The 21,894-nt window shown below is 74.0% G+C and carries 17 protein-coding genes; 13 read left to right on the top strand and 4 right to left on the bottom strand.

Translation table 11 applies throughout. The features are described 5' to 3' along the window. The first annotated feature begins 2 nt into the window (after positions 1 to 2). Both AB0447_RS12005 and AB0447_RS12000 read left to right on the top strand, forming a co-directional pair. Positions 3 to 4,559, top strand: a complete 4,557-nt coding sequence (locus tag AB0447_RS12005) for an AAA family ATPase (protein ID WP_366476467.1) — start codon at positions 3 to 5, stop codon at positions 4,557 to 4,559. After that, a complete protein-coding gene (locus AB0447_RS12000; RefSeq protein WP_366476466.1) occupies positions 4,549 to 6,015 on the top strand; it encodes an alpha/beta hydrolase in 1,467 nt (488 codons plus the stop codon). The genes AB0447_RS12005 and AB0447_RS12000 overlap by 11 nt, the downstream gene beginning before the upstream one ends. Before the next feature lie 33 nt (positions 6,016 to 6,048). Here the strand turns inward: AB0447_RS12000 and AB0447_RS11995 are convergent, their stop codons facing one another. Next, positions 6,049 to 6,678: a response regulator transcription factor gene (locus tag AB0447_RS11995; protein WP_366476465.1), complete on the bottom strand. Its 630-nt coding sequence runs from the start codon at positions 6,676 to 6,678 to the stop codon at positions 6,049 to 6,051. Positions 6,679 to 6,680: 2 nt separating this feature from the next. Further along, a complete protein-coding gene (locus tag AB0447_RS11990) occupies positions 6,681 to 7,865 on the bottom strand; it encodes a sensor histidine kinase (RefSeq protein WP_366476584.1) in 1,185 nt (394 codons plus the stop codon). 143 nt (positions 7,866 to 8,008) lie between these two features. On the opposite strand from AB0447_RS11990, the gene AB0447_RS11985 reads away from it, so the two are divergent. Both AB0447_RS11985 and AB0447_RS11980 read left to right on the top strand, forming a co-directional pair. Next, positions 8,009 to 9,091, top strand: coding sequence for an ABC transporter permease (locus AB0447_RS11985; RefSeq protein ID WP_366476464.1), 1,083 nt, complete (start codon positions 8,009 to 8,011; stop codon positions 9,089 to 9,091). Continuing rightward, positions 9,088 to 9,771, top strand: a complete 684-nt coding sequence (locus AB0447_RS11980) for an ABC transporter ATP-binding protein (protein WP_366476463.1) — start codon at positions 9,088 to 9,090, stop codon at positions 9,769 to 9,771. Before AB0447_RS11985 ends, AB0447_RS11980 begins: the two co-directional genes overlap by 4 nt. Positions 9,772 to 9,905: 134 nt before the next feature. Here AB0447_RS11980 and AB0447_RS11975 read toward each other — a convergent pair whose 3' ends face one another. After that, entirely contained in the window at positions 9,906 to 10,709 is an 804-nt protein-coding gene (locus tag AB0447_RS11975) for an IclR family transcriptional regulator (protein ID WP_366476462.1), read from the bottom strand. Positions 10,710 to 11,036: 327 nt separating this feature from the next. Between AB0447_RS11975 and allB the strand changes: the two genes are divergently transcribed. The 5 genes from allB (at position 11,037) to AB0447_RS11950 (ending at position 16,621) form a co-directional block, all read left to right on the top strand. Beyond that, the gene (gene allB / locus AB0447_RS11970) at positions 11,037 to 12,380 is read left to right on the top strand and encodes an allantoinase AllB (RefSeq protein WP_366476461.1); all 1,344 of its coding nucleotides are present in this window, start codon (positions 11,037 to 11,039) and stop codon (positions 12,378 to 12,380) included. Between the two features lie 2 nt (positions 12,381 to 12,382). Further along, positions 12,383 to 13,495 (top strand): allantoicase, encoded by a 1,113-nt coding sequence (gene alc / locus AB0447_RS11965; protein WP_366476460.1) that lies wholly within the window; start codon positions 12,383 to 12,385, stop codon positions 13,493 to 13,495. Positions 13,496 to 13,684: 189 nt separating this feature from the next. Continuing rightward, a complete protein-coding gene (locus AB0447_RS11960; protein ID WP_366476459.1) occupies positions 13,685 to 14,302 on the top strand; it encodes a dihydrofolate reductase family protein in 618 nt (205 codons plus the stop codon). 150 nt (positions 14,303 to 14,452) lie between these two features. Continuing rightward, positions 14,453 to 15,367, top strand: coding sequence for a DMT family transporter (locus tag AB0447_RS11955; protein ID WP_366476458.1), 915 nt, complete (start codon positions 14,453 to 14,455; stop codon positions 15,365 to 15,367). A gap of 54 nt (positions 15,368 to 15,421) precedes the next feature. After that, a complete protein-coding gene (locus AB0447_RS11950) occupies positions 15,422 to 16,621 on the top strand; it encodes a cytochrome P450 (protein WP_366476457.1) in 1,200 nt (399 codons plus the stop codon). A gap of 27 nt (positions 16,622 to 16,648) precedes the next feature. Here the strand turns inward: AB0447_RS11950 and AB0447_RS11945 are convergent, their stop codons facing one another. Next, a complete protein-coding gene (locus tag AB0447_RS11945) occupies positions 16,649 to 17,653 on the bottom strand; it encodes a Gfo/Idh/MocA family oxidoreductase (protein ID WP_366476456.1) in 1,005 nt (334 codons plus the stop codon). Between the two features lie 221 nt (positions 17,654 to 17,874). Between AB0447_RS11945 and AB0447_RS11940 the strand changes: the two genes are divergently transcribed. Genes AB0447_RS11940 through AB0447_RS11925 form a run of 4 tightly spaced genes read left to right on the top strand, consistent with a single transcriptional unit; the run spans position 17,875 to position 21,882 of the window. Continuing rightward, positions 17,875 to 18,855 carry a sugar ABC transporter substrate-binding protein gene (locus AB0447_RS11940; protein ID WP_366476455.1) on the top strand — a complete coding sequence of 327 codons (981 nt, stop codon included), beginning with the start codon at positions 17,875 to 17,877 and terminating at the stop codon, positions 18,853 to 18,855. Next, the gene (locus AB0447_RS11935; protein WP_366476454.1) at positions 18,852 to 19,886 is read left to right on the top strand and encodes an ABC transporter permease; all 1,035 of its coding nucleotides are present in this window, start codon (positions 18,852 to 18,854) and stop codon (positions 19,884 to 19,886) included. The genes AB0447_RS11940 and AB0447_RS11935 overlap by 4 nt, the downstream gene beginning before the upstream one ends. Next, positions 19,883 to 20,722 carry an ATP-binding cassette domain-containing protein gene (locus AB0447_RS11930; protein ID WP_366476453.1) on the top strand — a complete coding sequence of 280 codons (840 nt, stop codon included), beginning with the start codon at positions 19,883 to 19,885 and terminating at the stop codon, positions 20,720 to 20,722. Before AB0447_RS11935 ends, AB0447_RS11930 begins: the two co-directional genes overlap by 4 nt. Further along, a complete protein-coding gene (locus AB0447_RS11925) occupies positions 20,719 to 21,882 on the top strand; it encodes an ROK family glucokinase (RefSeq protein WP_366476452.1) in 1,164 nt (387 codons plus the stop codon). The genes AB0447_RS11930 and AB0447_RS11925 overlap by 4 nt, the downstream gene beginning before the upstream one ends. Positions 21,883 to 21,894 lie beyond the last annotated feature (12 nt).

Genomic DNA, 21,894 nt, shown 5'->3' with positions numbered 1-21,894 from the left:
CGGTGGAGTCTGCCGCCACGGAGCACGGGCTGGCGTACGCGCTGTGCGTCCAGCGTTTCGGTCCGCCGGACGGGCCGGCCACGCTGCCGGAACTCGAAGGCGCCGAAGGAGTGATCGAGCGCTTCTGGAAGGTGGCGGCGCGGCTCGGGTTCGCCCCGGGCGGGCCGGTGATAACCGGCACCCGGAGCGAGGTCGGGCAGCAGCTCGCGCGCGTCGCCGACCGCTCCTCCCCGTCCCGCCGCACCCTGCTCTACTGGCTCGGCCACGGCGTGGACCTCGACATCGGGGTCATGCTGCCCCTCGCCGACTGGGATCCGGACCGGCCCGAGGAGACCTCCGTCGGGTCCGAGGTGCTCCACCTGTGGGCCAGGAGGTTCCAGGGCGACGTCCTGACCGTCCTGGACGCCTGCGGCTCCGGCGACCTGGCCCGCCGGCTGGACGACCGCCTTCGCGACGCCAGGCAGTACAAGAGCCGGCCCGTGGGCAGCGTCGGCTACCTCGGCACCGCCGCCCGGGAGGAGCGGGCCCGCGAAGGGGTCTGGCTCGGCGCGCTGGAGACGGTGGTGGGCGACCGCGGCGCACAGACCCGGCACGGCGCCCTGTGGACCCCCTACACCGCGGCCCTGAGCGCCTCCGAACTCCTGGAGGCCGTACGGGACCGGCTGCCGGAAACGATCCGCCAGGAGCCGCGGCTCTACGGGGGCGAGGGCCTCAACCGGTTCTTCCGCAACCCGTACCACGACCCGCAGGCCAGCGCCCGGTCCGCCGCCCTGCGCGGTGCCGCGGCCGAACTGCGCAGCAGCAAGGTGCCCCACCTGCGGCTCACCGCCGAGGACGAGCGGTTCGTGGGCCGGAGCGGACCGCTGCGCCGGGCCGCCGACTGGCTGGCCGCCCCGGGCCCGGAACGATTACTCCTGGTCACCGGCAAGCCGGGCTGCGGCAAGTCCGCCTTCCTCGCCCAGCTGGTACGGCTCACCCTGGAGACCGACGGCGGGGAGGTGCACCGCTCCGCCGCGATCCCGCCCGGCCACCGCGCCCCGGTCGCCGCCGTGGCCCTGTGCCGGGACGCAGGGGCCCTGGACGTGGCCCGCCAGCTGGCCGGGTCGATGGAACTGCCCCCGCCCGACGGCGGCTGGCGGGACGTCGCTCAGGTGCTGGCCGCCATCGAGCGGGAGGCCGGGCGGCGGGCCGCGACCGCGTTCGTCGTCGACGGACTCGACGAGGCGGCCCAGGGGCACCTGGAGGCCGTCGTCGAAGAGGTGCTGACCCCGCTGGCGGCGCTCCCCGGCGCCCAGCTCGTGATCGGCAGCCGGTCCCTCACCCGGGAGGCCCGGTTCCCCCTGCTGGAGACCGCCCGTGTCGAGGACCTGGACCGGGACGCCGACCGGGACGAGGACATCGCCGCCTACGTACGCGGCCGGCTGGCCGCCCCGGGCTCCCCGTACGCCGGACCGGCCGGTGACGAGGAGCCGCCGCCCGGAGTCGTCGCCGCGGTGACCGCCCGCAGCCAGGGCTCCTTCCTCGCCGCCCTGCTCTACTCCGCCCTGCTGGCCCGCCTGGACAAGCCCTTCGGCCGGGACACCCGCGAGTTCCGCGCGGTGCTCGACGCCGGCCTGGACGACGTCTTCGACCAGGAGCTGAGCGACCTGGACACGGCCGCCCGGAAGGACCGCCGCCGCACCGTGGACCGGCCCGGCTGGTCCCGGGGGCTGCTGCTGCCGCTGGCGCTGGCCCAGGGGGCGGGGCTGCCCCTGGAGGACCGAATCTGGCAGGCGGCGGCCAACGCCCTCGCCGAGGAGGCGGACACCGGCCACCACTACGAGGAGGAGGACATCCGCCGGCTGGTGGACCGCGGCAGCGCCCACATCGACATCGCGGGCGAGAGCGGACAGCAGGTCTACCGGCTCTACCACAAGGCCTGGGTCGGCCACCTGACCGGAGCGGTCGCCGACCCCCGGCGGGCGCACGCGGCGCTGACCGACGTGCTGCTGACCGTCCACCGCACGCGGTACGCCGGGCGGGACGCCACCAACCCGTACATCGCCCGCCATCTTGCCGAGCACGCCGCCGCGGCCGGACGGCTCGACGAGATCCTCCGGCGCGCCGACCTCCTGGTCCGCCTCGACCCCGAACGCCTGAGCATGCTGCTCGACCGGCCGGAACTCCCGATCACCCCGGCGAGCGCCCTCTACCGGCGGATCGCCGACGCCCTGGGGCGGGCACCGGACCCGCTGCGGCGGACCGCGCTGCTGGCCGCGACCGCCCTGCGGGACGACGCGGGGCTGCTCGACTGGGCCCGCACCGGAGCCCCGCTGCCCTGGCAGGACCTCTGGACCACCGCCGGGGCGCTCGGCCACACCCGGGAATGGCGGGCGCCGCGCGGCGACGTCCTCGCCCTAGCCGGCACCGCGGTGCCCGAGCCCGCCCTGCTCGGCGCCGGGGAGCAGCTGTGGCGCTGGCCGCTGGCGGGCGGCGAACCGGAACTGCTGCGCGGCACCGTCGGGGTGGAGCCGGGCCGGGCCGCGAACCGGCTGCGCGCCCTCGCCGTGCCCGAACGGCCGGAGGCCTCCGTCGCGGCGGTGGCGGGCGATGCCGGGCGGGTGCTGGTCTGGCCCCGGGACACCGGCGAGGTACGCGTCCTCAACTGGGGAGCGGGCATCGCCGGAGTGGCGGTGGGCGGGGACGCCGACCTGGAGGTGGTGGCCGCGGCCGGCGGCACCCACCTCGGCCTGTGGGCCTGGACCGACGGCCGGCTGCGGCACCTCGGCTTCCGGCGCTGGCGGCGCGGCGCGGGCACGGTGGCCGGGGTGGCCGAGGCGGTCGCGGTGATCCGGCTGGGCGATGCCCTGTGCCTGGTGGCCGGCGGCGACGGCGGATGCGTCGTGATCGACGTGCGCACCGGACGCGAGACCCATGCCTTCGGCGCCGAGGGCGGCAGCTGCCGGGCGCTGGCCGCCGTCGAACACGCCGGGGCGGGCGGTGCCGGTCGGATCCCGCCCGGCACCTACGTGGCGGGCCTGTTCACCGTCCCGCCCGACATCCGGGTGTGGCGGCTCGACGGCACGGAAGCCGAGGAGGTGCTCGGCGCCCGGCGCCGGGAACCCTCCGGCTCCGCCATCACCCTGGGGCACCAGGGGGCCGACCTGCTGCTGGCCACCCTCGACGGGGACGCGGCCCGGATCTGGAACCTGTCCGCCGGCCGCGAGCTGCTCAAGCGTCCCGGCCACCGCTCCAGCCCCACCTCGCTCGCCTTCCTCCCCGACCGCAGCGGTTCCCTGGCCGTCGCCGACGGCGTACGGATCCGGGTGTGGGACCCGCCGGCTGCCGGCCGCGCCCCCGCCCCGGGGGACGGGCTGCTGTCGCCGAGCGCCAAGCTGTTCGGAGCGCTCGCCTCCGGTCCCGTCCCCGGATCCGGTGCCGTCGCCCTTGCCTCCGGGGGCCGGGTGCGCGCCTGGGACCTGACGGGCCGGCGGGTGTACGAGCAGGACGACCTGGTGGTGACCGGCGCGGTCGCGCTGCACACCGACCGGACCGGACGGACCTGGCTCGCGGTCACCGACCGGGACCGGCGGGCCCGAGCCCGGGCCCTGGTCCGGGCGCTCGACGAGCCGGACGCGCCCTGGCGGGTGTTCGGCACCGGCGACGAGCACCGCCGGGACGCCCTGTTCCCGGCCGTGGCCTTCGCCGAGGACGAGCACGGGCTACGGGTGCTCTTCGCCGACGGCCGCCGGATACGCTGCCGGAACCTGTCCGGCCGAGCACGGCACGAGGCGTACGGCGGCCACGACGCGTACGGCGACCAAGGCGGGCACGCTGGCGACCACGACGCGTACGGCGATCAAGGCGGGCACGCCGGCGACCACGGCGCGTACGACGGCCGCGACGTGTGCGGCGGGCATGCCGGCGACGGCGGCCAGGACGAGTACCGGGTGCCCAACGGGCGGATCGGCCAGCTGGCCGTGGCCCGGGACCCCGCCGGGCGGGACCTCCTCGCCGCCACCGCCGGCGACTCACTGTGGATCTGGCCCGGTCCGCGCTACGACGTGACGCCCGTCCCGCGGCGCTTCCGGCTGCCGCCCGGCGCCGCGGCGCGGGCCCTGGCCGTCACCTTCGACGGGGCCGGCCGCGGATGGTTCGCGGTGGCCGCGGAACGCCCGGTCGACGCGCCCGCCGACCGCGGCCCGGCGGCCGTGCACCGGCAGGAGACGGAGAGCGCCCTCTTCCTGGGCCGCCCGGACGGACCGGAGGGCCCGGACGGGCTGCGCCGGCTCCACGGTGCCCCGCCCCGGATCAACTCCCTCGCCTTCGCCACCGCGGGCACCGGCGAGGCCCTGCTGCTGGCCGCCTCCCGCGAGGCCGACCTGCCCGGCATCTCCGGCTGGACCGTCGCCGGACCGGGGCGGCCGGCCCGCTGGGAGATCCCGTCCCGCGGCTACGACGTGCAGTCCGTGCTCGCGGCCCCCTCACCGGCCGGCGGCCTGTTCCTCGCGGCCGTCGGACTCGACCGGATGGACCTGCTTCACCTCGACCGGCCGTCGGAGGCTGTGAATGACGCATGACCTGGTGGTGTTCGTACCCGGCATCCTCGGCAGCAGGCTCCGGCTGCCCGCGGAGGCGCACCACGGCGGGCCGGGCGGTGGGAGTACGGGCGCAGAGGGCGCGGGCGAGGACGTCTGGGACCTGTCGCTGCGCGTCGCCGGGCGGGTCCTGCTGCGCGGCACCGAGGAGTTCTTCTCCCGGCTCACCCTCCCGCCGGGCCTCGGCACCGGGGAACCCGACGCCCCCCACCGGCTGGAGCCGGCCGGCCCGCTCCTCACCCCCCGCTGCTGGCCCGGCCTGATGCCGCACCTGGCGTACAAGCCGCTGCGGGACCACTTCCGGCAGGCGGGCGAGACGGGCCAGAACCGGATCGTCACCTTCTCCTACGACTGGCGGCTGTCCAACGAGGTCTCGGCCCGGCGGCTCGCCGCCTTCCTCGAGCGGGAACTCGGCCGGTGGCGCGAGACCTGCCGCAAGGAGGGCGTACCGGAGGAGCCGAAGGCAGTCCTGGTGGGCCACTCCATGGGCGGACTCGTCGCGCTCTGCTACCTGGAGCTGTTCGGCGGCCGCGACACCACCCGCTCACTGGTCACGATCGGCACCCCGTACGCGGGCGCGGTCAAGGCCGTCCAGGCCCTCACCGGCGCCTTCCCCCGCCGGAAGCTGCCCGGCGTCCCCGGCCGGCTGCGAGAGCGGCTGGTCGCCGCCGCCCGCAGCATGCCCGCCGTGCACGAGCTGCTGCCCACCTACCAGTGCGTGACCGGCCACCCGGACGGCACCCGCCTCGACGCCGTCCCGCTCCCGGACCTCGACACCGCCGTGGTCGGGCACGCCTTCGCGTTCCGCGCCCGGCTCGAGGAGCGGATGCGCCGGAACCGGGCCGAGGACGAGCGGGCCGGCCGCCCCGCGCCGTACGAGTGGTTCGCGGCGGGCGGCCGCGGCACGCCCACCGCCGTCTCCCTCGCCCTGGACGCGGACGGCCTCCGTTTCGCCGACCGGCTGCCCGGCGACCGGCGCTGGCAGGGGGACGGCACGGTGGCCTGCCTCTCGGCGACCCCGCCGGCCTGGGAGTCCGGCGCCCGGATGGACTGGTACCGGCTCGGCCACACCGAGCTGGCCAACGACCGGGACCTGCACCTCCAGCTCCAGGACCGCTACCAGGCCCTGGACCACCGCGGCTTCCAGGCGGACGACACGGGATTCGGACTGGACGTCCCCGAGGCCGTCACGGCGGGCGAGCCCTTCGGGTTCGGCGCGGTCTCCGAGGAGCCCCGGATGGTGCTCGACGCCCGCCTCCACGACCCCGAGACCGGCCGGACGGAGACCGAGCTGCGGCTGGCCCCCGACGGCGAGGGCGGCTACCGGGCCGAGGCCACGCTGCCCGCCGGGCTGTGGACCGTGGAGGTCACCGCCCCCCGGCAGCGCGCCCTGCCGTCCCGGCGGGAGACCCTGCTCGTGCTGGAGCGCCCCGAGTGAACGCCCCGGGCCCCCGGCGCGGATCGGCCGTCGTCACGTCGTGCGGATCAGACGGCGGGCGCGGGCCGTGGCCACCGCGGCCGTGCGGGAGTCGACGCCGAGCTTCGCGTAGACGTGCACCAGGTGCGACTTCACCGTCGCCTGGCTCAGGAACAGCCGCTTCGAGATCTGCTGGTTCGACAGCCCGTCCGCGACCAGCTGCAACACCTCCAGCTCCCGCTTCGTCAGCGCCTCCGCCGGCGTCCGCATCCGGTCCATCAGCCGCAGCGCCACCGCCGGCGCCAGCGCCGACTGCCCGGCCGCGGCCGTGCGGACCGCCGCCGCGAGTTCCTCCGGCGGGGCGTCCTTGAGGAGGTAGCCGCTGGCCCCCGCCTCCACCGCCGCCAGGATGTCCGCGTCCGTGTCGTACGTGGTCAGGACGAGGACCCGGGGCGCGCCCGGCCGGGCGGTGATCTCGGCGGTGGCGGCGGACCCGTGCATCCCGGGGCCGAACTGCAGGTCCATCAGGACCACGTCCACCGGTTCCGACGCCGCCAGCTCCACCGCCCGCTCGGCCGTCGCCGCCTCCGCGACCACCGTGAAGCCGGGTTCGGTGTCCAGCACCGCGCGCAGCCCGGCCCGGACCACGGGGTGGTCGTCGGCGAGCAGCAGCCGGATGGTCATGGTCAGACCTCCACGGGAAGGGGCAGCGGAAGGGTCACGGCCACGGCGGTGCCCTGCCCGGGCGCGGACTCCACGGTGAAGATGCCGCCCAGCGACTCCGCCCGGGACCGCATCGCGGGCAGCCCGAAGCCGCCCTCCCCGGCCGGCGCGGACCCCGGGTCGAAGCCCTTGCCGTCGTCCACGATGTCGAGGGTCACCGAGGCGTCCATGAAGGTCAGGGTGATCTCGGCCCGCCCGGCCCCGGCGTGCCGGACCACATTGGCCAGCGCCGACTGGGCGATGCGCAACAGGGCCACCTCGTACGGGGTCGGCAGTTCGGCGGCGGGGCGGACCGGCCCGCTCATCGAGAACCGCACCCGGGGCCCCGGCACCGACACGCACAGCCGCTCCAGGGCCGCGGCGAGGGAGCCGTGCTCCAGGTCCGGGGGAGTGAGCGCCCGTACGAAGCGGCGTGCCTCGGCCAGGTTCTCCTGCGCGGCCTCCCGCGCCCGGGCGATGTGCACGACCGCCGGCGCTCCTTCCGGCAGGGTGCGCTCCGCCGCCCGCAGCAGCAGCTGGATCGAGGACAGCCCCTGCGCGAGGGTGTCGTGGATCTCCCGGGCCAGCCGCTCCCGCTCGGCCAGGATGCCCGCGCTCCGCTCGGCCGCGGCCAGCTCCGCCCGGGTGGCGATGAGTTCCTCGATGAGCTCCCGCCGCCGCTCGCTCTCCCGGTACAGCGCCTGGTAGCCCAGTACGGTCGCCACGGCCACCGCACCGCCCAGTAGCGGCCCCAGGAAGGCGCCGGGCGTGACCGCCGGGCTGTGCGCGAGGAAACCGCCGATGGCGGCGCAGGCGGTCACCGCGACCGCCGGCAGGCTCCAGCGCAGCGGCAGCAGGTGCAGTTGCAGGAAGTACAGCGGGAAGGCGATCCACAGCCCGTCGGGGGAGACCACGAGCAGCCCGGCCCAGGCCGCGCCCAGGGCGGTCAGCCACAGGGCGGCCGCGCGCGTCGAGCGGCGCACGGCGGGCGTCCGTACCCCCGCCGCGTACCCGGCGGCCGTCAGCACGCAGACGGCCACCACCCAGCCCGCCCGCGGCGCGGCATCGGCCAGGGCGCGTGCCGAGGCCAGCGCGAGCAGCCCGAGCAGCAGGGCGTGCAGGCAGAGCCGCAGCACCCGGGTCACGGGGGTGAGGGGGCGGGATTCCAGGAACGGCATGACCCGACCAGCGTAGGCGGCCGCCGGACGGCCCCGGTCAACCAAAAGTTTGATGTCCCGGTGCGCCCTTCGATACCAGGATCGGCACCGGCGCGCGATGCCGTGGCTCCACGGCGGAGAGCAGGGTGGGGATCATGTTCGTCGCATGGAGAGATCTCAGGTTCGCCAAGGGCCGCTTCGTCCTCATGGGCACGGTCGTCGTACTGATCACGCTGCTGGTGGGCCTGTTGTCGGGGCTGACGGCCGGCCTGGCCCGGGAGAACGTCTCGGCGGTCACCGGGCTGCCCGCCTCGCACCTCGCCTTCGCCGCGCCCCAAGGGGAGCAGAAGGTTTCCTTCGGCAGCTCCCAGGTGCCCGAGTCCGCTTGGCTGGAGTGGCGCAGGCAGCCCGGGGTGACCGCGGCGCAGCCCATCGGCATCCGCACCACCACCGCCGTCTCCGGTGAGCACACCGCCTCGGTCTCCCTCTTCGGGGTCGAGCCCGGCGGCACGGCCGCTCCGGCCGGCCTCGGCCAGGGGCAGGTGGTCCTCTCCGAGAAGGCGGCCGCGGAGCTCGGCGGCCTGCGGGCCGGCGGGAAACTCAAGGCGGGCTCGCTGGAGCTGACCGTCCGGGAGGTGAGCGGCACCGCCTCCTACAGCCACACCCCGGTGGTCTGGACGGACCTCAACGACTGGCAGCGGATCGGCAACCCGGGCACCTCCATCGACACCGTGGCCACGGTCATCGCCCTCGCCGGGGACGGCGGCACGGACTGGGCGGCCGGCGACCGGGCGGCCGGCACCGAGACCCGGAGCGTGGACGGGGCGCTCGGTGCCATCGGCTCCTACCAGGCCGAGAACGGCTCGCTCCAGCTGATGCGGGGCTTCCTCTTCGCGATCTCCGCGCTGGTCGTCGGAGCCTTCTTCACGGTCTGGACGATCCAGCGCAGCGGGGACGTCGCCGTCCTCAAGGCGCTCGGCGCGTCCACCCCGTACCTGCTGAAGGACGCGCTCGGCCAGGCCGTGGTCGTGCTGGCCGCGGGCACCGGCCTCGGCACCCTGCTCGCGGCCGGGCTCGGGGCCCTCATCAGCGGCGGCGACGTGCCCTTCGTCCTGGACGCCCCGACCGTGCTGGTCCCCGCCGCCGTCATGATCGTGCTCGGCGCGGGCGGCGCCGCCCTGTCCATCCGGCGGATCACCGCCGTCGACCCGCTGACCGCCCTCGGGAGCGCCCGATGACCCTCCTCGTGCACGACGTCACGCTCACCTACCCGGACGGCGACGGGCGGCTCACCGCCCTGGACCGGGTCCGCCTCGACGTGCCGGCCGGCACCCTCACCGCGGTGGTCGGGCCGTCCGGCTCCGGCAAGTCCAGCCTCCTCGCGGTCGCCGCCACCCTGGTGACCCCGGACTCCGGCCGGGTGGTCGTCGCCGGGCAGGACACGGCGACGCTGTCCGCCGCGGAGAAGTCGGCGCTGCGGCGCGCCCGGATCGGCATCGTGTTCCAGCAGCCGAACCTGCTGGCCGCGCTGACCGCGGCCGAGCAGCTGCAGGTCATGGCCCACCTGTCCGGGCGGCCGTCCCGGCAGCTGCGCCGGCGGGCGCTGGACCTGCTGGACGCGGTGGGCCTGGCCGACAAGGCCGACCGGCGGCCGCACCAGCTGTCCGGGGGCCAGCGGCAGCGGGTGAACATCGCCCGGGCCCTGATGAACGAGCCGTCCGTGCTGCTGGTGGACGAGCCCACCAGCGCGCTGGACCACGAGCGCGGCGCGGCCGTGCTGGACCTGCTGGTCGCGCTGACCCGGGAGCGGTCCACCGCGACCGTACTGGTCACCCACGACCGGACCCATCTGGCCGCGGTGGACCACACGGCCACGATGACCGACGGCCGCCTCACCGCCTCCCCGGTCCCGGCCTAGCCGCTGCGGCCGGGGAGGCCCGCGTCCGGGACCGCCGGGGGGCGGTTCCGGACGCCGGACGCGCGAAAGCCCCCGGCCGCCCCACGGGGGCGGGGCCGAGGGCCTTCGTACGCACGGATCGCGCGGGAGTCCCGCTACGCCGGGTTCTGGTTGGCCAGGGCGACCGACAGCTCGGCCGCCACGCCCTGGAGGATCGGCACGAAGGACTCGGCGACCGCCTCGGTGACCCGGCCGGCCGGGCCGGAGATGGAGATCGCGGCGGCGGTCGGCGAGTTCGGGACCGACACGGCCAGGCAGCGGACCCCTATCTCCTGCTCGTTGTCGTCTACCGCGTAGCCGGCCTTGCGGACCTTCTCCAGGGCGTCCAGGAAGCCCTCGGGCGTGGTGATGGTCTTCTCGGTCGCGGCCGGCATGCCGGTACGGGCGAGCAGCGCGCGGACCTCGTCGGCCGGGGTGTGCGCGAGCAGTGCCTTGCCCACGCCGGTGGAGTGCGGCAGCACCCGGCGGCCGACCTCGGTGAACATCCGCATGGAGTGCTTGGAGGGCACCTGGGCGACGTACACGATCTCGTCACCGTCGAGCAGCGCCATGTTCGCCGTCTCCCCGGTCTCCTCCACCAGCCTGGCCAGGTACGGGCGTGCCCAGGTGCCCAGCAGCCGGGAGGCGGACTCGCCGAGGCGGATCAGGCGGGGGCCGAGGGAGTACCGTCGGTTGGGCTGCTGCCGGACGTAGCCACAGGCCACGAGGGTGCGCATGAGCCGGTGGATCGTGGGCAGGGGCAGTCCGCTGGCGGCGGAGAGTTCACTCAGGCCGACCTCGCCCCCGGCGTCGGCCATTCGTTCGAGCAGATCGAAGGCGCGCTCAAGGGACTGGACGCCACCGCTGGCGGCGGGGGTCTTTGAGGAAGCGTCGGTGGTGCTGGCGCTGGACGTCGGCACGGCGCGGTCCTTTCGGTGCTGGCAGGCAAGGAAGCAGCCTACCCGGCGGCGGCCGTCGGCCCTAGTGCCGGGGCGACACCGTCCCCGCCGGTCAGAGGGGGTTTGTCCGGGTGGCCGACACCCCCCGGCGGGTGCCTGCCCGGCTCCCGGTGGTGGTAGCTACGTTCTGTAGAGCGAAATCCTAATTCCATTCTGTGGAAACCTCCAATTGCGGCCCGGGCGCGTGGGCTGACCGTCCGGGTGCTCTTGACGGGTCCCGGGATGGACGTGAAGACTCCGTCAACAGAACGTTGAATTTCGCTCTGTGGAAGTAGATGGGGAGGTTCCGTGTCCGACGTGGCAGTGGAACTGGTACTGCGCTCGACGCGCGTCATCACTCCCGAGGGGACGCGCGCCGCTTCGGTGGCCGTCGCCGCCGGGAAGATCGCGGCCGTGCTGCCGTACGAGGCGGAGGTGCCGGCCGGAGCCCGTCTGCAGGACTTCGGGGACGACGTACTGCTCCCCGGCCTGGTCGACACCCACGTCCACGTGAACGACCCGGGCCGCACCGAGTGGGAAGGCTTCTGGACGGCCACCCGCGCCGCCGCGGCCGGAGGCATCACCACGATCCTCGACATGCCCCTCAACTCGCTGCCGCCCACCACCACGACCGCCAACCTGGTGGTCAAGCAGGACGTGGCGCGCGCCAAGGCGCACGTGGACGTCGGCTTCTGGGGCGGCGCCCTGCCGGACAACGTCAAGGACCTGCGCCCCCTGCACGACGCCGGCGTGTTCGGCTTCAAGTGCTTCCTGTCGCCCTCCGGCGTCGACGAGTTCCCCGAACTCGACCAGGACCAGCTGGCCGCCTCCCTCGCCGAGATCGCCGGCTTCGGCGGCCTGATGATCGTTCACGCCGAGGACCCGCACCACCTCGGCTCCGCGCCGGTCGTGCCCGGTCCCAAGTACGCCGACTTCCTGGCCTCCCGCCCGCGGGACGCCGAGAACACCGCGATCGAGAACCTGATCGCCCAGGCCAAGCGGCTGAACGCGCGCGTCCACGTGCTGCACCTGTCCTCCTCCGACGCCCTGCCGCTGATCGCCGCCGCCAAGGCCGAGGGCGTCCAGCTCACCGTCGAGTCCTGCCCGCACTACCTCACCCTCACCGCCGAGGAAGTGCCGGACGGCGCCAGCGAGTTCAAGTGCTGCCCGCCCATCCGCGAGGCCGCCAACCAGGACCTGCTGTGGGACGCGCTCGCCGACGGCACCATCGACTGCATCGTCTCCGACCACTCGCCCTCCACCGCGGACCTGAAGACGGCGGACTTCTCCACCGCCTGGGGCGGCATCTCCTCCCTGCAGCTGGGCCTCCCGGCGATCTGGACCGAGGCGCGCAAGCGCGGACGCACCCTCGAGGACGTCGTCCGCTGGATGTCCGCCGCCCCGGCCGCGCTCGCCGGCCTCGGCCAGAAGGGCGCCATCGAGGCCGGCCGCGACGCCGACTTCGCGGTCCTGGCCCCCGAAGAGACCTTCACCGTGGACCCGGCCGCACTCCACCACCGCAACCAGGTCACGGCGTACGCGGGCAAGACCCTGCACGGCGTCGTGAAGTCCACCTGGCTGCGGGGCCGGCAGATCGCCGACCACGGCACCCCGTCCGAGCCCACCGGCCGACTCCTTGAAAGGCAGAACTGACAGTGGCGATCCCCTCCTTCACCGGTAACGCGAACCCGTACGGAGGCGGCGACCCGTACGCCGACTACCGCACGGCCGAGTTCCCGTTCACCCAGTACGCGAACCTCGCCGACCGTCAGCTCGGCGCCGGTGTGATCGCCGCCAACGACGAGTTCTTCGCCCAGCGCGAGAACCTCCTCGTCCCCGAAGAAGCGCACTTCGACCCCGAGCACTTCGGCCACAAGGGCAAGGTCATGGACGGCTGGGAGACCCGCCGCCGTCGCGGCGTCTCCGCCACCCAGCCCTGGCCGACCGCCGAGGACCACGACTGGGCGCTCGTACGCCTGGGCGCCCCGGGTGTCATCCGCGGCATCATCGTGGACACCGCCCACTTCCGCGGCAACATGCCGCAGGCCGTCTCCATCGAGGGCACCTCCGTCGAGGGCGCCCCGACGCCCGAGGAGCTCCTCGGCGACGACGTGAAGTGGACCACCCTGGTACCCCGCACCCCGGTCGGCGGCCACGCGGCCAACGGCTTCGAGGTGAGCGTCGAGCAGCGCTTCACGCACCTGCGCGTCAACCAGCACCCGGACGGCGGCATCGCCCGCCTGCGCGTCTACGGCGAGGTCCTGCCCGACCCGAAGTGGCTCGACGCGCTCGGCTCCTTCGACGTGGTCGCCCTGGAGAACGGCGGCGCCGTCCAGGACGCCTCCAACCGCTTCTACTCCCCGCCGACCAACACCATCAACCCGGGCCGCTCCCGCAAGATGGACGACGGCTGGGAGACCGCCCGCCGCCGCGACAACGGCAACGACTGGATCCGCTACCAGCTCGTCGCCGAGTCGGAGATCCGCGCGATCGAGATCGACACCGCCTACCTCAAGGGCAACTCGGCCGGCTGGGCCTCCCTGTCGATCAAGACCGGCGAGGAGGGCGAGTGGCAGGAGTTCCTGCCCCGCACCCGCCTCCAGCCCGACACCAACCACCGCTTCGTGCTGGACGCCCCGGCGGTCGGCACCCACGTCCGGATCGACATCTTCCCCGACGGCGGCTTCTCCCGCCTGCGCCTGTTCGGCTCGCTGACGGAGAGCGGCGCGGCCGCGCTGTCCGCCCGCCACCAGGAGCTGGGCGGCTGACGCTGCCGCGACACGTCCCCGGGGGCCGACACCCCCGGGGCCCCGCCCGTGGGGCGCACCGGAGCCACGGCTCCGGTGCGCCCCTTCGGCATGAACCCGGTCCCGCGTTCGCGCGAGCCTGACCGATGAGTTCCGCGCGCTCGGGAAGTCTGCACAGGTGAAGAGACCCCGACCAAGGAGCGCGGAGCCATGGGCAAGCTGACCCTCACCACCTTTCTCACCCTCGACGGCGTGATGCAGGCCCCCGGCGGCCCGCAGGAGGACACCAGTGACGGCTTCGCCTACGGCGGCTGGGTGTTCCCCTTCGCCGACGAGGGCATGGGGGAGTTCGTCACCGAGGTCTTCGGCCGGGCCGGCGCGTTCCTGCTCGGCCGGCGTACGTACGACATCTTCGCGGGGTACTGGCCGAAGCAGACCGACCCGGAGGACCCGATCGCCTCCCCGCTCAACGTCCTGCCCAAGTACGTGGCCTCCACCACGCTGAAGGACCCGGAGTGGGCCGGGACCACCGTCCTCGACGGGGAGAACCTCCAGTCCGAGGTCATCCGGGCGAAGGACCGCACCGAGGGGGAGCTCCAGGTCCACGGCAGCGGCCGGCTGGCCCAGTACCTGCTCGCCCGCGACCTCGTCGAGGAGCTCAACCTGCTCGTCTTCCCGGTGTTCCTGGGTGCCGGCCGCCGCCTGTTCCCCACCGGCGGCCTGCCCACGGCCTTCGAGCTGACCTACTCCGGGAAAACCCCGGCCGGCGTCGCCATCCACACGTACCGCCCGACGGGCCGCGCCGCCTTCGGCCAGATCGGCGACTGACCCGCCGCCGCGGGCAGCCCGCGCGGCGTGCGGGCGCACCGGCGGGCCGGGGGAAATACCGTCGACCGGCAAGATCCGCTCGGGTACGGTGAGGCCGCCCGCGTGCGAGCCGCCGACGTCTCCACCCCCCGACCCGCCGGAGACGCCCCCGTGTCCACCCTCGCCGCCCCCGCCCCCCTCGCCCCGCGCCGCACCTGGTCCGCCGACCTCCCCGTCCTCCTCGTCGCCGTCGTCTGGGGCGGCAGCTACCTCGCCGCCAAGGGCATCACCACCGGCCACACCGTGATCGCCGTCCTGGTCCTGCGCTTCGCGCTGGTGCTGCCCGTCCTGGTGCTCGCCGGGTGGCGGGCGCTGCGCACCCTGCGCCCCGCCCAGCTGCGCGGCGCCGGCCTGCTGGGGCTCGTACTCGGCGGGATCTTCCTGCTGGAGACCTACGGGGTGGTCCACACCTCCGCCACCAACGCCGGGCTGATCATCAGCCTCACCATGATCTTCACCCCGCTCGCCGAGGCCGCGGTCCGCCGCACCAGGCCCTCCGGAGCCTTCCTCGCCGCCGCCGCGCTCTCCGTCGCCGGCGTGGTCCTGCTGACCCAGAACGGCGGGTTCACCGCGCCCGGCCTCGGCGACCTGCTCATCCTCGGCGCTGCGCTCGCCCGGACCCTGCACGTGCTGCTGATGGCCCGGATCAAGGCCGTCCAGGACGCCGACGCCCTCTCCCTGACCACCGTCCAGCTGGGCAGCGCCGTGCTGGTGTTCGCGGTGCTCGCCGCCCTGCCCGGCACCGGAGCCACCCCCTGGGCCGCCGCCGCGGACTTCGGCCCCGCCGAATGGGCCGGACTGGCCTTCCTCGCCGTCTTCTGCACCCTCTTCGCCTTCTTCGTGCAGATGTGGGCCGTACGCCGGACCTCCCCCTCCCGGGTCAGCCTGCTGCTCGGCACCGAGCCGCTGTGGGCGGCCGCCGCCGGCATCGCCCTCGGCGGGGAGCGGCTGGGGGCCGCCGGATTCGCCGGTGCCGCCCTGGTACTGGCCGGCACCGCCTGGGGCCGCCGCGCCGCAACCGGCTGACCCTGGCCGAAAACCGCGGTCGCAGAGGGTGAACGGCCGCCGTAGTGTGGGCCAATGCCCATCGTCGACCTGTCCTCCGCCGCCGAAGACCTCAACGCGAACCCCTACCCCGTCTATGCGCGGCTGCGTGCGGCCGGACCGGTCCACCGGGTCTCGCTCGGCGACGGCTACGAGGGCGTCGAGCAATGGCTGGTCGTCGGCCACGAGGAGGCCCGACAGGCCCTCAACCATCCGGACCTGTCGAAGAACTGGCAGCTCTCCGAGCACTGGGGCGACATCGTGGCCACCGCCGCCAACACCAACATGCTCGAGGTCGACCCGCCCCACCACACCCGGCTGCGCAAGCTCGTGGCCCGCGAGTTCACCGCCCGCCGCATCGAGGCGCTCATCCCCCGCATCCAGCAGATCACCGACGAACTGCTGGATGCGATGGCGGCCCGCCCCGGCCGCACCGCCGACCTGATCAAGGAGTTCGCCTTCCCGCTCCCGATGATCGTCATCTGCGAGCTGCTGGGCGTGCCCGACCTGGACCGGGAGCGCTTCCGCCACTGGTCGCAGGAGATCGTCGCGCCGACCGCCGGCGGACCTCCCGACAACACCGCGATGGAGCAGCTCAGCGGCTATCTCACCGAGCTGATCACCGCCAAGGCGAAGGAGCCCGGCGAGGACCTGCTGAGCGCCCTGATCCGGACCCGGGACGAGGAAGGCGACCGGCTCTCACCGGACGAGCTCATCGGCATGGCCTTCCTGCTGCTGGTGGCCGGCCACGAGACCACCGTCAACCTGATCTCCAACGGAGTACGGGCCCTGCTCGCCCACCCCGGCCAGCTGGCCGCACTGCGGGCCGACTTCGACGGACTGCTCGCCGGCGCGGTGGAGGAGATGCTCCGCTACGACGGCCCGGTGGAGAACGCGACCTTCCGCTGGGCCCGCCGCGCCGTGGAGCTCGGCGGCACGCTCATCCCGCAGGGCGCCTCCGTACTGGTCTCCCTCGCCGGAGCCGACCGCGACCCGGCCCGCTTCCCGGAACCGGACGTGTTCGACATCCGGCGCGCCCCCCAGGGCCACCTGGCCTTCGGCCACGGCATCCACTTCTGCCTCGGCGCCCCGCTGGCCCGCGCCGAGGGCCGGATCGCGATCCGGTCCCTGCTGGAGCGGTTCCCGGCACTCGCCGAAGATCCGGACGCCGGTCCGCGGAACTGGCTCAGCGGCACCCTGATGCACGGAGTCACCCGGCTCCCGGTCCGCTGGTAGCCGTACATGACCGGACCGGTACCGCGCTCACAGATCCGGCAGCTCCGCGAGCCGCACCGGCCGCCGCTCCCGCCGCGAGATCTCGCAGGCCTCCGCGATCCGCAGCGCGGCCAGCCCCTGCCGGCCGTCGCACGGGTTCGCGCCCTCTCCGCGGACCAGCCGGACGAAGGCCGCCAGCTCGGCCTCGTACGCGGGGGCGAACCGCTCCAGGAACCCGGTCCACGGCTTGCTCGCCGGAGGCGGCCCGTGCGGCTCCGTCGACGCGATCGGCGTACGGTCGTCCAGCCCGGCCGAGACCTGGTCCAGCTCCCCGGCCAGCTCCATCCGCACGTCGTACCCGGCGCCGTTGCACCGCGTCCCGGTACAGGTGGCCAGCGTGCCGTCGTCCAGGGTGAGGACGGCCGCGGCCGTGTCCACGTCCCCGGCCGCCCGGAACTGCGCGGGCCCCGCGTCCGAGCCGGTCGCGTACACCTCGGCCACTTCCCGCCCGGTCACCCACCGCACCATGTCGAAGTCGTGCACCAGGCAGTCCCGGTACAGGCCCCCGGAGGTCTCCAGATAGCCGGGTGGCGGCGGCGCCGGATCGGCGGTCATGGTCCGTACGGTGTGCAGCCGGCCCAGCGCGCCGGAACGCACCAGCTCCCGGGCCGTGGTGTAACCCGCGTCGAAGCGCCGCATGAACCCCAGCTGGAGCACCCCGCCGGCGGCCGCCACCTCGCGCAGCACCGCGAGGGTGCCGGGCAGGTCGGGGGCCACGGGCTTCTCGCAGAACACCGGCAGCCCGGCCCGCACGGCCCGGATCACCAGCTCCGGATGCCCGTCCGTGGAGCAGGCCACCACCAGGGCGTCCACGCCCCAGTTGAACACCTCGTCCACGCCGGGCGCGGCCGTGGCCCCCAGCCGGGTGGCCACCCGCGCCGCCCGCGCAGGATCGGCGTCGGCGAGGACCAGCGACCCGGACTCCGGGTGCCGGCTCAGCGCCGCCGCATGGAACGAGCCGATCCGGCCGGTCCCGACGATCCCGATGCGCATGCACTCAACGTGACGCCGTGCGCGTCGCCTGTCAATCTGCCCCGATGGCCCTGCATGGTCGACTGTGGCGGATACTGGGCGGCTGACACCGGAATGACCAGGTATTCGAATGACCGGGCATGCGCACAGGGCGCACAGGGCGCACAGGGCGCCGCTTCGGGATCGGCGCTGTGAAGGGATGGCACGGGGACGTGGCTAGGGTTCGGACAGGGGCACGCATCATGGGCGCCGTGCTCGCCGCGGCAGTGGGGGCCTCCCTCGCCGGCTGCAGCAGCACCGGCGGCAAGCGCGCCGAGGAGCGGGCCAAGGCGGCCGCACAGGGCCGGCCGGCCGTTTCCACCCCGCGCTGGACCTTCGCGATGGTCACCCACGCGGGCGATGGCGACACCTTCTGGGACATCGTCCAGAAGGGCGCCAAGGAGGCCGCGGCCAAGGACAACATCAACTTCACCTACTCGCACGACGACCAGGCGCAGCAGCAGGCGCAGTACGTCCAGAACGCCATCGACCAGAAGGTCGACGGCATCATCGTCAGCCTCGCCAAGCCCGAGGCCCTCAAGGACGTCCTCGCCAAGGCCGCCAAGGCCGGCATCCCGGTGATCACCGTGAACTCCGGCTCCGCCCAGTCCGAGGAGTACGGCGCCCTCACCCACATCGGGCAGGACGAGGAGATCGCGGGCGAGGCCGTCGGCACCGAGCTGACCAAGCGCGGCCGCAAGAAGGCCGTCTGCGTCCTGCACGAACAGGGCAACGTCGGCCACGAGCAGCGCTGCGCCGGAGCGAAGAAGACCTTCGACGGCACCCTGGAGAACCTGTACGTCGAAGGCACCAACATGCCCTCCGTCCAGGCCGCCATCCAGGCGAAACTCCAGGCCGACCCCGGTGTCGACGCCGTACTCACCCTGGGCGCGCCCTTCGCACCCACCGCCGTCAAGGCCAAGGACGCGGCCGGCAGCAAGGCCGAGGTCGACACCTTCGACCTCAACGAATCCGTCGCCCGCGACCTGAAGTCCGGCGCCCTCGGCTTCGCCGTCGACCAGCAGCCCTACCTCCAGGGCTACGAGGCCGTGGACCTGCTCTGGCTCTACCGCTACAACGCCAACACGCTCGGCGGCGGCCGCCCGGTGCTCACCGGACCGCAGATCGTCACCAAGGACGAGGCGGCCGAGCTGGAGGAGTACATCAAGCGGGTGACCCGATGAGCGCGGCCGTCCATACCGCCGACGAGCGGCTGGCACCGGTCTCCCTGGTCCGGCGGCTGCTCGGCCGCCCCGAGCTCGGCGCGGTCGTCGGCGCCGCCGCCGTCTTCGTCTTCTTCTCCTTCGCGGCCGACAGCTTCCTCCGGGCGTCCAGCCTCTCGACCATCCTCTACTCGGCCTCCACCATCGGGATCATGGCGGTCCCGGTGGCCCTGCTGATGATCGGCGGCGAGTTCGACCTGTCGGCCGGCGTCATGGTCACCACCTCGGCGCTGTTCACCTCGATGTTCAGCTACCAGATGACCGCGAACGTCTGGGTGGGCGTCGGGGTGTCCCTGCTGGCCACCCTCGCCATCGGATTCTTCAACGGATTCATGCTGACCCGCACCAAGCTGCCCAGCTTCATCATCACGCTCGGCACCTTCCTGATGCTGACCGGCCTGAACCTCGGCTTCACCAAGCTGATCAGCGGCTCCGTCTCCACCAAGAGCATCGGCGACATGGAGGGCTTCCCCTCCGCCAAGGCCCTCTTCGCCTCCCAGTGGAACGTGGGCGGGGTGACCCTCAAGGTCACCATCCTGTGGTGGCTGGTGCTGGTCGCCGTCGCCACCTGGATCCTGCTCCGCACCCGGGCCGGGAACTGGATCTTCGCCGTGGGCGGCGGGGCCGACGCGGCCCGCGCGGTCGGCGTGCCGGTGGTCAAGACCCGCATCGGGCTCTACATGGGCGTCGCCCTGTGCGCCTGGATCTCCGGCCAGCACATCCTCTTCTCGTTCGACGTGGTCCAGTCCGGCGAGGGCGTCGGCAACGAGTTCCTGTACATCATCGCGGCCGTGATCGGCGGCTGTCTGATGACCGGCGGCTACGGCTCCGCCATCGGCTCGGCCGTCGGCGCGTTCATCTTCGGCATGACCAGCAACGGCATCGTGTACGCCCAGTGGAACCCGGACTGGTTCAAGTTCTTCCTCGGCGCGATGCTGCTGCTGGCCACCCTGCTCAACGCGTGGGTGCGCAAGCGGGCGGAGGCCAAGTGAGTCTCGTGAAGCTGACGGGCGTCAGCAAGTACTACGGCAACATCCGGGCCCTGGAAGGGGTCTCCCTGGAGGTCTCGGCCGGCGAGATCACCTGTGTGCTCGGCGACAACGGGGCCGGCAAATCCACCCTCATCAAGATCATCGCGGGCTTGCACCAGCACGACGCCGGCAGCTTCGAGATCGAGGGCGAGGAGACCGTGCTCGCCAACCCGCGCGCCGCCCTCGACCGCGGCATCGCCACCGTCTACCAGGACCTCGCCGTGGTCCCCCTGATGCCGGTCTGGCGGAACTTCTTCCTCGGCTCCGAACCCGTCAAGGGCCGCGGACCGCTGCGCCGCCTCGACGTGGCGTTCATGCGCGAGACCACCCGGGCCGAGCTGCTCCGCATGGGCATCGACCTGCGCGACGTCGACCAGCCCATCGGCACCCTGTCCGGCGGCGAGCGCCAGTGCGTGGCCATCGCCCGCGCCGTGTACTTCGGCGCGAAGGTCCTCGTCCTGGACGAGCCGACCGCCGCCCTCGGCGTGAAGCAGTCCGGGGTGGTCCTCAAGTACGTCGCGGCCGCCCGGGACGCCGGACTCGGTGTGGTTCTCATCACCCACAACCCGCACCACGCGCACCTGGTCGGCGACCGGTTCGTCCTGCTCAAGCGCGGCACCATGGCGGGCTCCCACACCCGGGACTCCATCACCCTGGACGAGCTCACCCGCCAGATGGCCGGTGGATCCGAGCTCGACGAGCTGAGCCACGAACTGGCCCGGGTGGCAGAATCGGGTGACGGCCGAAGCGACGGCGGCAGCGACGACAGGCACGACACGGACGACAGGACTCGATGAGCACGTACCGGGACTTCACGCTCGCTCACCGGGGGTCCGCCCGCGGCACCGTGCTGCGGACGGTGGGAACCCGGGAGCGCCGCTCGCACCTGACCGCCCCGCGCGTGCCGACCGTAGGCATCGACATCGGCGGCACCAAGGTGATGGCCGGGGTCGTCGACGCCGACGGCATCATCCTGGAGAAGATCCGCACCGAGACGCCCGACAAGTCCAAGAGCCCCAAGGTCGTCGAGGACACCATCACCGAGCTGGTGCTGGACCTCTCCGACCGGCACGACGTCCACGCCGTGGGCATCGGCGCGGCCGGCTGGGTGGACGCCAACCGCTCCCGGGTGCTCTTCGCCCCCCACCTGGCCTGGCGCGACGAGCCGCTGCGGGACGCCCTACAGTCCCGGCTCGCCGTCCCCGTGATGGTCGACAACGACGCCAACACCGCCGCCTGGGCGGAATGGCGGTTCGGCGCCGGCCGCGGCGAAGACCACCTGGTCATGATCACCCTCGGTACCGGCATCGGCGGGGCCATCCTGGAGGACGGCCAGGTCAAACGCGGCAAGTTCGGGGTGGCCGGCGAGTTCGGCCACATGCAGGTCGTGCCCGGCGGGCACCGCTGCCCCTGCGGCAACCGCGGCTGCTGGGAGCAGTACAGCTCCGGCAACGCCCTGGTCCGCGAGGCCCGCGAACTGGCCGCCGCCGACTCCCCGGTCGCGTACAACATCATCGCCAGGGTCGGCGGGAACGTCCAGGAGATCACCGGGCCGCTGATCACCGAGCTGGCCCGGGAGGGCGACGCCATGTGCGTCGAGCTGCTCCAGGACATCGGCCAGTGGCTCGGCGTCGGCATCGCCAACCTGGCCGCCGCCCTCGACCCGTCCTGCTTCGTCATCGGCGGCGGCGTCAGCGCCGCCGACGACCTGCTGATCGGCCCGGCCCGGGAAGCCTTCCGCCGCCACCTGACGGGCCGCGGCTACCGGCCCGAGGCCCGGATCGCCAAGGCCCAGCTCGGCCCCGAGGCCGGTATGGTCGGTGCCGCCGACCTGGCCCGGCTGGTCGCCCGCAGGTTCCGCCGGGCCAACCGCCGCCGGGTCGAGCGGTACGAGCGCTACGAACGCTATCTGGGCCTGCGCGGAGCGACCGGGCCCGAGGAACAGGAACAACAGTGACCCCGCCTCCCA

Origin of the sequence: Streptomyces sp. NPDC051211, from assembly GCF_040689505.1 — a bacterium.
Classification (GTDB): Bacteria; Actinomycetota; Actinomycetes; order Streptomycetales; family Streptomycetaceae; genus Streptomyces.
Note: the sequence above shows the minus strand (reverse complement) of the source record. Positions and strands in the feature narration are given on the sequence as shown.